Origin of the sequence: Klebsiella sp. D-Nf1 (assembly GCF_002810515.1) — a bacterium.
In the GTDB taxonomy this organism is placed as follows: Bacteria; Pseudomonadota; Gammaproteobacteria; order Enterobacterales; family Enterobacteriaceae; genus Klebsiella; species Klebsiella variicola.
The window spans coordinates 192,257-205,187 of the sequence record NZ_PIOK01000007.1; the positions used below are offsets into that span (position 1 = coordinate 192,257).

The window sequence follows — 12,931 nt, forward strand, 5'->3', positions numbered from 1 at the left end:
TTGCTGAAGTATCGCCTGATATCTGCTTTCGTCTTAATTCCCGTCGTCATTGCGGCGCTGTTCTTATTGCCGCCGATGGGGTTTGCTATCGTGACCCTCGTGGTCTGTATGCTCGCCGCGTGGGAGTGGGGGCAACTGAGCGGTTTCAACTCAACGTCGCAGCGGGTCTGGCTGGCGGTGCTGTGCGGCCTTCTGCTGGCTGCCATGCTTTTTCTGCTGCCTGAATACCATTATGACGTTCATCAACCGATGGTTGAAGGTTCACTCTGGGCCTCGTTCGCCTGGTGGATCGTCGCCCTGTTGCTGGTGTTATCGTACCCAGCGTCGGCGGCATTCTGGCGCCATTCCAAAGTGCTGCGCCTTATCTTCGGCATATTGACCATCGTCCCGTTTTTCTGGGGCATGCTGGCGCTGCGCGCCTGGCACTATACCGATAACCACTACAGCGGTGCGGTGTGGCTGCTGTACGTCATGATCCTGGTCTGGGGTGCCGACTCGGGCGCCTACATGTTTGGTAAAATGTTCGGTAAGCATAAGCTGGCGCCGAAGGTTTCACCGGGAAAAACCTGGCAGGGTTTTTTTGGCGGTTTGCTGACGGCGGCCGTGATCTCCTGGGCTTACGGGGTGTGGGCGCATCTTGACGTCACGCCGACGGTGCTACTGGTCTGTTCCGTGGTGGCGGCCCTGGCTTCCGTGCTGGGCGACCTGACGGAAAGTATGTTTAAGCGCGAGGCCGGCATTAAGGATAGCGGGCACTTGATTCCCGGACACGGCGGTATTCTCGATCGTATCGACAGCCTGACGGCGGCGGTACCGGTCTTCGCCTGTCTGCTACTGTTGGTCTTCAGGACGATTTGACGGAAGGTTATATGCTGAGCGTGCTCTGGAATCTGGCAGCTTTTATCATTGCGCTTGGCGTACTGATTACGGTGCATGAGTTTGGCCATTTTTGGGTGGCGCGCCGCTGCGGCATCCGGGTTGAGCGTTTTTCTATTGGCTTTGGCAAAGCGCTGTGGCGGCGGATGGATAAGCAGGGCACGGAGTTCGTCATTGCTTTGATCCCGCTGGGCGGCTACGTCAAGATGCTGGACGAGCGCGTCGAGGCGGTAGCGCCGGAGATGCGCCACTACGCTTTCAACAATAAAACCGTCGGCCAGCGTGCGGCGGTGATTGCCGCAGGCCCCATCGCTAACTTCCTTTTCGCAATCTTTGCCTACTGGCTGGTCTTTATCATCGGCGTTCCCGGCGTGCGGCCGGTGGTGGGTGAAATAACGCCCAATTCGGTTGCCGCGCAAGCACAAATTGCAAAAGGAACGGAACTTAAAGCGATAGATGGTATCGAAACGCCTGATTGGGATGCGGTGCGTATGCAGCTGGTGGCCAAAATCGGCAACTCGCAAACAATACTTACCGTCGCCCCTTTCGGGACCAATCAGCGCCAGGATAAAATCGTCGATCTGCGGCACTGGGCGTTTGAGCCAGATAAGCAAGATCCCGTGACCTCGCTGGGGATCCAGCCGCGCAGCGCGCAGATAGATACGGTGCTGGCGGAAGTCCAGGCGGGCTCGGCGGCCCAGAAAGCGGGTTTGCAAGCGGGCGACCGGATCGTTAAAGTCGATGGTCAACCGTTAACGCAGTGGATGACGTTTGTTAATCTGGTGCGAGATAATCCGGGCAAAGCGCTGGCGCTGGAGATTGAACGGCAGGGGAGTGCGCTGCCGTTAACCCTGACGCCGGATGCGAAAACGGTAAAAGGTAAGGCAGAAGGGTTCGCAGGGGTGGTGCCAAAGGTCATCCCGCTACCTGAGGAATACAAGACAGTACGTCAGTACGGACCGTTTGCCGCCATCGCTGAAGCCACGGATAAAACCTGGCAGCTGATGTCACTGACGGTCAGGATGCTGGGTAAATTGATAACCGGTGATGTCAAACTGAACAACCTCAGTGGGCCGATCTCTATCGCTCAGGGGGCTGGAATGTCAGCGGAGTTTGGGTTGATTTATTATCTGATGTTCCTTGCGCTGATTAGCGTGAACCTCGGAATCATCAACCTGTTCCCACTGCCCGTACTGGATGGGGGACATCTGCTGTTTTTGGCGATTGAAAAGCTGAAGGGCGGGCCGGTATCCGAGCGAGTTCAAGACTTTAGTTATCGCATTGGCTCAATATTGCTGGTGCTGTTAATGGGGCTTGCACTTTTCAATGATTTCTCTCGGTTATAAGAGAGTTTGTTAGGAAGAACGCATAATAACGATGGCGATGAAAAAGTTGCTCATAGCGTCGCTGCTGTTTAGCAGCGCGACTGTATACGGTGCTGAAGGGTTCGTGGTGAAGGACATTCATTTCGAAGGCTTGCAGCGTGTCGCTGTTGGTGCGGCCCTCCTCAGTATGCCAGTGCGTCCTGGCGATACGGTGACCGACGATGATATCAGTAACACTATTCGCGCGCTGTTTGCCACTGGCAACTTCGAGGACGTTCGCGTCCTGCGCGACGGTGATACCCTGCTGGTGCAGGTGAAAGAGCGTCCGACGATCGCCAGCATCACCTTCTCCGGCAACAAGTCGGTGAAAGATGACATGCTCAAGCAGAACCTTGAGGCTTCTGGTGTTCGGGTGGGCGAGTCGCTTGACCGCACGACCATCGCGGATATCGAGAAGGGTCTTGAGGATTTCTACTACAGCGTCGGTAAATACAGCGCCAGCGTCAAAGCGGTCGTTACGCCGCTGCCGCGTAACCGTGTCGATCTGAAGCTGGTCTTCCAGGAAGGCGTCTCCGCAAAAATTCAGCAGATCAATATCGTCGGCAACCATGCGTTTTCGACCGATGAACTGATCTCCCACTTCCAGCTGCGCGATGAGGTACCGTGGTGGAACGTGGTCGGCGACCGTAAATACCAGAAGCAGAAGCTTGCGGGCGACCTTGAAACCCTGCGCAGCTACTATCTGGATCGCGGCTATGCCCGTTTCAACATCGATTCTACTCAGGTTAGCCTGACGCCGGACAAGAAAGGGATCTACATTACCGTCAACATCACCGAAGGCGATCAGTACAAGCTTTCCGGGGTGCAGGTAACGGGCGATCTCGCGGGCCATTCGGCCGAAATCGAAGCGCTGACCAAAGTCGAGCCGGGCGAACTGTACAACGGCGCGAAAGTAACCAAGATGGAAAACGACATCAAGAAACTGTTGGGTCGTTATGGTTACGCCTACCCGCGCGTTCAGTCGCAGCCGGAAATCAACGACAGCGATAAGACCGTCAAACTGCACGTCAACGTCGATGCGGGTAACCGCTATTACGTGCGTAAAATTCGCTTCGAAGGCAACGACACCTCCAAAGATGCCGTACTGCGCCGCGAAATGCGCCAGATGGAAGGCGCATGGCTGGGGAGCGATCTCGTCGATCAGGGTAAAGACCGTCTCAACCGTTTAGGCTTCTTCGAAACGGTGGATACCGATACCCAACGCGTGCCGGGCAGCCCGGACCAAGTCGACGTTGTCTACAAGGTGAAAGAGCGTAATACCGGTAGCTTCAACTTCGGTATCGGCTACGGTACCGAAAGCGGCGTCAGCTTCCAGGCGGGCGTCCAGCAGGATAACTGGTTAGGTACGGGTTATGCTGTCGGGATCAACGGCACCAAAAACGACTACCAGACCTATACCGAACTGTCGGTGACCAACCCGTACTTCACCGTAGACGGTGTGAGCCTCGGCGGTCGTATCTTCTATAATGACTTTGATGCGAACGATGCGGATCTGTCTGACTATACCAACAAAAGCTATGGTACAGACGTCACGCTGGGCTTCCCGGTCAACGAATACAATACGCTGCGCGCCGGTGTCGGTTATGTCCATAACTCCCTGTCCAATATGCAGCCGCAGGTGGCGATGTGGCGTTACCTGAACTCGATGGGCCAGTATCCGGACAACACCAACGACCGGAACTCGTTCAGTGCGAATGACTTCACCTTCAACTACGGTTGGACCTATAACAAGCTTGACCGCGGCTTCTTCCCAACGGAAGGTTCGCGCGTCAACCTGAACGGTAAGGTGACCATTCCGGGCTCAGACAACGAATACTACAAAGCGACGCTGGATACGGCGACCTACGTGCCGATCGACAACGATCACCAGTGGGTAGTGCTGGGGCGTACCCGCTTTGGCTATGGCGATGGTATCGGCGGCAAAGAGATGCCGTTCTATGAGAACTTCTATGCCGGTGGTTCCAGCACCGTGCGTGGTTTCCAGTCGAACACCATTGGTCCGAAGGCGGTATACTTCCCGTCGAGCAGCCGTCATGATGGCGATAGCGGTTATACCAATGACTGTAAGAGCACCGAATCCGCACCGTGTAAATCTGATGATGCGGTGGGCGGTAACGCAATGGCGGTGGCCAGCCTGGAGCTGATTACCCCGACACCGTTTATTAGTGACAAATATGCGAACTCGGTCCGTACTTCCTTCTTCTGGGATATGGGTACCGTATGGGATACTCACTGGGATTCGAACGCCTATGGCGGCTACCCGGATTACAGTGATCCGAGCAACATCCGTATGTCTGCGGGTATTGCCGTGCAGTGGATGTCGCCGTTGGGGCCGTTGGTCTTCTCCTACGCCCAACCGTTCAAAAAGTACGATGGAGACAAAGCCGAACAGTTCCAGTTTAACATTGGTAAAACCTGGTAATTGTAGGTGGCAACGGAATGCAAGTGCAGTATAGCGCTGACTGTAGGCGATAATGCGTTTATCGCCTCGCCACGCAAATAACGGTACCCCTGGGTACTCATGGGATGGTAAGGAGTTTATTGTGAAAAAGTGGTTATTAGCTGCAGGTCTGGGTTTGGCAATGGTTACTTCCGCTCAGGCGGCAGATAAAATTGCCCTGGTGAACATGAACAGCCTGTTCCAACAGGTTGCCCAGAAAACTGGCGTTTCCAACACGCTGGAAAACGAGTTCAAAGGCCGCGCTAGCGAACTGCAGCGTATGGAAGGCGACCTGCAGTCAAAAATGCAGCGTCTGCAGTCCATGAAGCCGGGCGCCGATCGTACCAAACTGGAAAAAGACGTGATGGCTCAGCGCCAGAGCTTCTCCCAGAAAGCGCAGGCATTTGAGCAAGATCGCGCACGTCGTTCTAACGAAGAGCGTGGCAAACTGGTTACCCGCATCCAGACTGCTGTACAGAGCGTAGCGAAAGATCAGAGCATCGATCTGGTGGTTGACGCAAATGCCGTTGCATACAACAGCAGCGATGTAAAAGACATCACCGCTGATGTGCTGAAACAGGTTAAATAAGTAATGCCTTCAATTCGACTGGCTGATCTCGCGCAGCAGTTGGATGCAGAATTACACGGTGATGGCGATATCGTCATCACCGGCGTTGCGTCCATGCAGAGCGCGAAAACGGGCCAAATCACTTTCATGGTCAACCCTAAGTACCGTGAACACCTGGCCGCTTGTCAGGCTTCTGCCGTTGTCATGACGCAGGATGATTTGCCTTTTGCCCATAGCGCCGCGCTGGTAGTGCGTAATCCCTACCTGACCTACGCGCGCATGGCTCAAATTCTTGATACCACGCCGCAGCCGGCACAGGATATCGCGCCGAGCGCGGTTATCGATCCGTCGGCGAAGCTGGGTAACAACGTGGCGATCGGTGCTAACGCCGTTATCGAATCCGGTGTTGTGCTGGGCGATAACGTGGTGATCGGCGCAGGCTGCTTCGTTGGGAAAAATACGAAAATTGGTGCCGGCTCGCGTTTGTGGGCCAACGTGACCATTTACCATGAGATTGAGATCGGCGAGAATTGCCTGATCCAGTCCAGCACGGTGATCGGCGCGGATGGCTTCGGCTACGCTAACGATCGTGGCAACTGGGTAAAGATCCCGCAGCTTGGTCGCGTTATTATTGGCGATCGCGTGGAGATCGGCGCCTGTACCACTATCGATCGCGGCGCGCTGGATGACACCCTTATCGGTAATGGCGTCATTATCGATAATCAGTGTCAGATTGCGCATAACGTGGTGATTGGCGACAATACCGCGGTTGCCGGCGGTGTGATCATGGCCGGAAGCCTGAAAATTGGCCGCTACTGCATGATTGGCGGCGCCAGCGTGATTAATGGCCATATGGAAATCTGCGATAAAGTCACCGTCACGGGGATGGGGATGGTTATGCGTCCTATTTCTGAACCTGGCGTATACTCCTCCGGTATTCCGCTGCAGCCGAACAAGGCGTGGCGTAAAACTGCGGCGCTGGTGATGAATATTGACGAGATGAGCAAGCGCCTGAAAGCGATTGAGCGCAAGGTTAATCAACAAGACTAATTCATCATTTGGTCACATGACATTTCCGGCCTGTTGCATTCGCTAAAAGATTGCCGCAGGCCGTGTTATTATTGCCTTTTAGTACATTTAGACAGGAAGAGTATTTTGACTACTGACACTCATACTCTGCACATTGAAGAGATTCTGGAACTTCTGCCTCACCGTTACCCGTTCCTGCTGGTAGACCGCGTGCTGGATTTTGAAGAAGGTCGTTTTCTGCGCGCAGTAAAAAATGTTTCTGTAAACGAGCCGTTTTTCCAGGGGCACTTCCCTGGTAAGCCGATTTTGCCGGGCGTGCTGATTCTGGAAGCGATGGCGCAGGCCACCGGGATTCTGGCATTTAAAAGCGTCGGGAAACTGGAGCCAGGCGAGCTGTACTATTTCGCGGGCATCGACGAAGCGCGCTTCAAACGTCCGGTAGTACCAGGCGATCAGATGATTATGGAAGTCACTTTCGAGAAAACCCGTCGTGGCCTGACCCGCTTTAAGGGCGTCGCGATGGTTGACGGTAAAGTGGTTTGCGAAGCGACGATGATGTGTGCGCGTAGCCGGGAGGCCTGATACGTGATTGATAAAACCGCTTTTGTTCATCCTACCGCCATTGTAGAAGAAGGTGCCGTCATTGGCGCTAACGTTCACATTGGTCCGTTTTGTATTGTTGGCGCTAACGTCGAAATTGGCGAAGGCACCGTACTGAAGTCTCATGTCGTCGTTAACGGTCACACCAAAATCGGCCGTGACAATGAGATCTATCAGTTCGCTTCCATCGGCGAAGTTAACCAGGATCTGAAATATGCTGGCGAACCGACCCGGGTGGAAATTGGCGATCGCAACCGCATCCGCGAAAGCGTCACCATTCATCGCGGCACAGTACAGGGCGGTGGATTAACAAAGGTGGGCAACGATAACCTGCTGATGATCAACGCCCACGTGGCGCACGATTGTACGCTTGGCGATCGCTGCATTCTGGCCAATAACGCAACCTTGGCTGGTCACGTATCTCTGGATGATTTCGTCATCATCGGCGGCATGACTGCAGTACACCAGTTCTGCATCATCGGCGCACACGTCATGGTTGGCGGTTGCTCCGGCGTGGCGCAGGACGTTCCGCCGTTCGTGATTGCCCAGGGTAACCACGCCACCCCGTTTGGCGTGAACATCGAAGGGCTGAAACGCCGCGGCTTTAGCCGTGAGGCGATTACCGCGATTCGTAACGCGTATAAACTGCTGTACCGCAGCGGCAAAACGCTGGACGAAGCCAAACCGGAAATCGCCGAACTGGCGACTCAGTATCCTGAAGTTCAGCCGTTTGTCGATTTCTTTGCCCGTTCCACTCGCGGCTTGATTCGTTAATGGCTGAACCGCGTCCCCTGACGATTGCCCTGGTCGCCGGAGAAACCTCCGGCGATATTCTTGGTGCAGGCCTCATCCGGGCTCTCAAAGCGCGCATCCCTGATGCACGCTTTGTCGGCGTGGCGGGGCCGCTGATGCAGGCGGAAGGGTGCGAAGCCTGGTACGAAATGGAAGAGCTGGCGGTGATGGGCATTGTTGAAGTGCTAGGTCGCTTACGCCGCTTACTGCATATTCGCGCCGATTTAACCCGCCGTTTTGGCGAGCTGCGCCCCGATGTCTTCGTCGGCATCGACGCCCCTGACTTCAATATTACCCTCGAAGGGAATCTGAAAAAGCAGGGCATCAAAACGATTCACTACGTCAGCCCGTCGGTCTGGGCCTGGCGACAAAAACGCGTTTTCAAAATCGGCAGATCGACCGATCTGGTGCTGGCATTTCTGCCTTTCGAAAAAGCGTTTTATGACAAATTTAACGTCCCTTGCCGCTTTATCGGCCATACCATGGCGGATGCGATGCCGCTGGATCCCGACAAGAACGCTGCGCGTGACCGGTTAGGGATCCCGCACAATGTGCGCTGTCTGGCGCTGCTGCCCGGCAGCCGCGGCGCGGAAGTCGAAATGCTCAGCGCGGACTTTCTGAAAACCGCACAGTTGTTACGCGTCACCTATCCCGATCTGCAGGTGGTGGTGCCGCTGGTCAATGCCAAACGGCGGGAGCAGTTTGAGCGAATCAAAGCGGAGACGGCGCCGGATATGATCGTGCATATGCTGGATGGTCAGGCGCGCGATGCGATGATCGCCAGCGACGCCGCGCTGCTGGCCTCCGGGACGGCGGCGCTGGAGTGCATGCTGGCGAAGTGCCCGATGGTGGTTGGCTACCGCATGAAGCCGTTCACCTTCTGGCTGGCAAAGCGTCTGGTGAAAACCGACTACGTCTCCTTGCCGAATCTGCTGGCCGGGCGCGAGCTGGTCAAAGAGCTGCTGCAGGATGAATGCGAGCCGCAGGCGCTGGCTGCCGCCCTGAAGCCGCTGCTGGCCGATGGCAAAACCAGCCACGAAATGCATGAGACGTTCCGCGCGCTGCATCAGCAGATCCGCTGCAACGCCGATGAGCAGGCCGCGGACGCCGTACTGGAGTTAGCAAAACAATGATGGAGTTCGTCTATCCGCATACCCATCTGGTTGCCGGCGTTGATGAAGTTGGCCGCGGGCCACTGGTTGGCGCGGTAGTGACCGCGGCGGTGATCCTCGATCCGGCGAAGCCGATTGTGGGTCTGAATGATTCCAAAAAACTCAGCGAGAAGCGTCGTCTGGCGCTGTGCGATGAGATTAAAGAGAAAGCGCTGTGCTGGAGCCTGGGGCGCGCCGAGCCGCACGAAATCGACGAGCTGAATATTCTGCATGCCACTATGCTGGCGATGCAGCGCGCCGTCGCCGGCCTGAGCATTGTTCCTGAGTTTGTCCTGATCGATGGCAACCGCTGTCCGTCGCTGCCGATGCCCTCCCTGGCGGTGGTGAAAGGCGACAGCCGGGTGGCAGAAATCAGCGCAGCGTCTATTCTGGCAAAAGTCACTCGTGACGCCGAAATGGCCACGCTGGATCTCGCATTTCCCCACTACGGTTTTGCCCAGCACAAAGGCTATCCCACCGCTGTTCACCTGCAGAAGCTGCAGGAACACGGCGCAACAGAGCATCACCGGCGCAGTTTTGGCCCGGTGAAGCGTGCCCTGGGCCTGGCGTCCAACTAAGTCACCGGGATCTAAAGATGGCTGAACCACGTTTCGTACACCTGCGGGTGCACAGCGACTATTCCATGATCGATGGGCTGGCAAAGACCGGGCCGCTGGTGAAAAAGGCGGCCTCGCTTGGCATGCCTGCGCTGGCGATCACCGATTTCACCAACCTGTGTGGGCTGGTGAAGTTCTACGGGACGGGACACGGCGCGGGCATTAAGCCGATTGTCGGCGCCGACTTTCACGTGCAGTGCGACCTGCTCGGCGACGAGTTTACCGAGCTGACTGTACTGGCGGCGAATAATGCGGGTTATCAGAATCTGACGCTGCTCATTTCCCGTGCCTACCAGCGCGGCTACGGCGCGCTGGGGCCGTGGATTGACCGCGACTGGCTGGTAGAACATCAGGAAGGGTTGATTCTGCTCTCCGGCGGCCGTAAAGGCGACGTTGGTGTTAGCCTGATCCGCGGCAATATGCCGTTAGTGGAACAGTGCGTCGCGTTCTATGAAGAGCATTTCCCGGACCGTTATTTTCTTGAGCTGATCCGCACCGGTCGTCAGGATGAAGAGTCCTATCTCCACGCCGCGGTGGCGCTGGCGGAAGCGCGTGGCCTGCCGGTGGTGGCGACCAACGATGTCCGCTTCCTCGACACCAGCGATTTCGACGCCCATGAAATCCGCGTCGCGATCCACGACGGCTTCACGCTCGACGACCCGAAACGGCCGCGCAACTACTCGCCGCAGCAATATATGCGCAGTGAGGAGGAGATGTGCGAGCTGTTCGCCGATATCCCGGAAGCGCTGGAAAACAGCGTTGAGATCGCCAAACGCTGCAATGTCACCGTGCGGCTTGGTGAATATTTCCTGCCGCAGTTCCCGACGGGCGATATGACCACCGAAGATTTCCTGGTCATGAAATCGAAAGAGGGTCTGGAGGAGCGTCTGGAATTCCTCTTCCCGGATCCTGCCGTACGTGCTGAAAAGCGCCCGGCGTATGACGAGCGTCTGGATATTGAACTCCAGGTCATCAACCAGATGGGGTTCCCGGGCTACTTCCTGATCGTCATGGAGTTTATCCAGTGGTCGAAGGATAACGGCGTACCGGTTGGCCCGGGCCGTGGTTCCGGCGCCGGTTCACTGGTGGCCTACGCGCTGAAAATCACCGATCTTGATCCGCTGGAATTTGATCTGCTGTTCGAACGTTTCCTTAACCCGGAGCGTGTCTCGATGCCCGACTTCGACGTCGATTTCTGCATGGAGAAACGCGACCAGGTTATTGAGCACGTGGCGGACATGTATGGCCGCGATGCGGTATCGCAGATCATCACCTTCGGTACCATGGCGGCGAAAGCGGTTATCCGCGACGTGGGCCGTGTGCTGGGTCACCCGTACGGCTTTGTCGACCGTATCTCCAAGCTGGTGCCGCCCGATCCGGGCATGACGCTGGCGAAAGCGTTTGAAGCCGAACCGCAGCTGCCGGAAATCTACGAGGCGGACGAAGAAGTTAAAGCGCTGATCGACATGGCGCGTAAGCTGGAAGGGGTGACGCGAAACGCCGGTAAACACGCCGGTGGGGTGGTTATCGCTCCCACTAAAATCACCGACTTTGCGCCGCTGTATTGCGATGAGCAGGGGCTGCATCCGGTTACCCAGTTTGACAAGAACGACGTCGAATACGCCGGGCTGGTAAAATTCGACTTCCTCGGTCTGCGTACGCTCACTATCATTAACTGGGCGCTGGAGATGATCAACAAGCGGCGGGCGAAGAACGGCGAAGGGCCGTTGGATATTGCCGCTATCCCGCTGGATGACAAGAAAAGCTTCGACATGCTGCAGCGCTCGGAAACCACCGCGGTCTTCCAGCTTGAATCACGCGGCATGAAAGATCTGATTAAGCGTCTGCAGCCTGACTGCTTCGAAGATATGATCGCGCTGGTGGCTCTGTTCCGTCCGGGCCCGCTGCAGTCGGGGATGGTAGATAACTTTATCGACCGTAAGCACGGCCGCGAAGAGATTTCCTACCCGGACGTACAGTGGCAGCATGAGAGCCTGAAACCGGTGCTGGAGCCGACCTACGGCATTATCCTGTATCAGGAACAGGTCATGCAGATTGCCCAGGTGCTTTCCGGTTATACCCTCGGCGGCGCGGATATGCTGCGCCGTGCGATGGGTAAGAAAAAACCGGAGGAGATGGCCAAGCAGCGTGGCACTTTCGAAGAAGGGGCGAGGAAAAACGGTGTTGATGGTGAACTGGCGATAAAAATCTTCGACCTGGTGGAGAAATTCGCCGGTTACGGGTTTAACAAATCGCACTCCGCTGCCTACGCGCTGGTCTCTTACCAGACGCTATGGCTTAAGGCGCACTATCCGGCTGAGTTTATGGCGGCGGTAATGACCGCCGATATGGACAACACTGAGAAGGTGGTTGGCCTGGTGGATGAGTGCTGGCGCATGGGGCTGAAAATTTTGCCCCCGGATATTAACTCCGGCCTGTACCATTTCCACGTCAATGATGACGGTGAGATCGTCTACGGCATCGGCGCCATCAAAGGCGTTGGCGAAGGGCCGATCGAAGCGATCATTGAGGCGCGCAACAATGGCGGTTATTTCCGCGAGCTGTTTGACCTCTGCGCGCGGACCGATATTAAAAAGCTCAACCGCCGGGTGCTGGAAAAACTGATTATGTCCGGGGCGTTCGATCGTCTCGGTCCGCATCGCGCGGCGCTGATGAACTCGCTGGGCGATGCGTTGAAAGCCGCCGACCAGCACGCGAAAGCGGAGGCCATTGGCCAGGCCGATATGTTCGGCGTGCTGGCGGAAGAGCCTGAGCAAATTGAACAGTCCTACGCCAGCTGCCAGCCGTGGCCTGAGCAGGTGGTGCTGGATGGTGAAAGGGAAACCCTGGGGCTGTATCTGACCGGGCACCCGATTAACCAGTACCTGAAAGAGATCGAGCGCTACGTCGGTGGCGTGCGGCTCAAAGACATGCATCCGACCGATCGTGGTAAAGTGACTACGGCGGCGGGGCTGGTGATTGCGGCGCGGGTAATGGTCACCAAGCGCGGCAATCGTATCGGCATCTGTACGCTGGATGACCGTTCCGGGCGTCTGGAGGTGATGTTGTTCACCGACGCGCTGGATAAATATCAGCAGTTGCTGGAAAAAGACCGCATACTTATCGTCAGCGGACAGGTCAGCTTTGATGACTTTAGCGGGGGGCTTAAAATGACCGCCCGCGAAGTCATGGACATTGACGAAGCCCGGGAAAAATATGCTCGCGGGCTTGCTATCTCGCTGACGGACAGGCAAATTGATGACCAGCTTTTAAACCGACTCCGTCAGTCTCTGGAACCCCACCGTTCGGGAACCATTCCAGTGCACCTCTACTATCAGAGGGCGGATGCACGCGCGCGGTTGCGTTTCGGCGCAACATGGCGCGTCTCTCCGAGCGATCGTTTGCTTAACGATCTGCGTGGCCTTATCGGCTCGGAGCAGGTGGAACTGGAGTTTGACTAATACAGGAATACT

At 56.3% G+C, this 12,931-nt stretch carries 10 protein-coding genes; all 10 read left to right on the forward strand.

Annotation, left to right across the window (positions count from 1 at the left end; translation table 11 throughout):
- The 10 genes from cdsA (at position 1) to dnaE (ending at position 12,919) form a co-directional block, all read left to right on the forward strand.
- A complete protein-coding gene (gene cdsA / locus CWM54_RS23360; RefSeq protein ID WP_061155702.1) occupies positions 1-858 on the forward strand; it encodes a phosphatidate cytidylyltransferase in 858 nt (285 codons plus the stop codon).
- An 11-nt stretch (positions 859-869) separates the two neighbouring features.
- Positions 870-2,222 carry a sigma E protease regulator RseP gene (gene rseP, locus CWM54_RS23365; protein ID WP_061155701.1) on the forward strand — a complete coding sequence of 451 codons (1,353 nt, stop codon included), beginning with the start codon at positions 870-872 and terminating at the stop codon, positions 2,220-2,222.
- Between the two features lie 31 nt (positions 2,223-2,253).
- Positions 2,254-4,683 carry an outer membrane protein assembly factor BamA gene (gene bamA / locus CWM54_RS23370; protein ID WP_061155700.1) on the forward strand — a complete coding sequence of 810 codons (2,430 nt, stop codon included), beginning with the start codon at positions 2,254-2,256 and terminating at the stop codon, positions 4,681-4,683.
- 121 nt (positions 4,684-4,804) lie between these two features.
- Positions 4,805-5,290: a molecular chaperone Skp gene (gene skp / locus CWM54_RS23375; protein ID WP_100681580.1), complete on the forward strand. Its 486-nt coding sequence runs from the start codon at positions 4,805-4,807 to the stop codon at positions 5,288-5,290.
- Positions 5,291-5,293: 3 nt separating this feature from the next.
- A complete protein-coding gene (gene lpxD / locus CWM54_RS23380; protein ID WP_008807350.1) occupies positions 5,294-6,319 on the forward strand; it encodes a UDP-3-O-(3-hydroxymyristoyl)glucosamine N-acyltransferase in 1,026 nt (341 codons plus the stop codon).
- A gap of 105 nt (positions 6,320-6,424) precedes the next feature.
- The gene (fabZ, locus tag CWM54_RS23385) at positions 6,425-6,880 is read left to right on the forward strand and encodes a 3-hydroxyacyl-ACP dehydratase FabZ (RefSeq protein WP_061155698.1); all 456 of its coding nucleotides are present in this window, start codon (positions 6,425-6,427) and stop codon (positions 6,878-6,880) included.
- 3 nt (positions 6,881-6,883) lie between these two features.
- Positions 6,884-7,672, forward strand: a complete 789-nt coding sequence (gene lpxA, locus CWM54_RS23390) for an acyl-ACP--UDP-N-acetylglucosamine O-acyltransferase (protein ID WP_061155697.1) — start codon at positions 6,884-6,886, stop codon at positions 7,670-7,672.
- Positions 7,672-8,823 (forward strand): lipid-A-disaccharide synthase, encoded by a 1,152-nt coding sequence (gene lpxB / locus CWM54_RS23395; protein ID WP_074386828.1) that lies wholly within the window; start codon positions 7,672-7,674, stop codon positions 8,821-8,823. Before lpxA ends, lpxB begins: the two co-directional genes overlap by 1 nt.
- Positions 8,820-9,419: a ribonuclease HII gene (gene rnhB, locus CWM54_RS23400; RefSeq protein WP_012542806.1), complete on the forward strand. Its 600-nt coding sequence runs from the start codon at positions 8,820-8,822 to the stop codon at positions 9,417-9,419. Before lpxB ends, rnhB begins: the two co-directional genes overlap by 4 nt.
- 17 nt (positions 9,420-9,436) lie before the next feature.
- Positions 9,437-12,919 carry a DNA polymerase III subunit alpha gene (gene dnaE, locus CWM54_RS23405; protein ID WP_061155695.1) on the forward strand — a complete coding sequence of 1,161 codons (3,483 nt, stop codon included), beginning with the start codon at positions 9,437-9,439 and terminating at the stop codon, positions 12,917-12,919.
- Positions 12,920-12,931 lie beyond the last annotated feature (12 nt).

Coding starts and splice junctions, on each gene's coding strand:
- rseP (WP_061155701.1), top strand. CDS start 870: ATGCTGAGCGTGCTCTGGAATCTGGCAGCTTTTATCATTGCGCTTGGC.
- bamA (WP_061155700.1), top strand. CDS start 2,254: ATGGCGATGAAAAAGTTGCTCATAGCGTCGCTGCTGTTTAGCAGCGCG.
- lpxD (WP_008807350.1), top strand. CDS start 5,294: ATGCCTTCAATTCGACTGGCTGATCTCGCGCAGCAGTTGGATGCAGAA.
- lpxB (WP_074386828.1), top strand. CDS start 7,672: ATGGCTGAACCGCGTCCCCTGACGATTGCCCTGGTCGCCGGAGAAACC.
- rnhB (WP_012542806.1), top strand. CDS start 8,820: ATGATGGAGTTCGTCTATCCGCATACCCATCTGGTTGCCGGCGTTGAT.
- dnaE (WP_061155695.1), top strand. CDS start 9,437: ATGGCTGAACCACGTTTCGTACACCTGCGGGTGCACAGCGACTATTCC.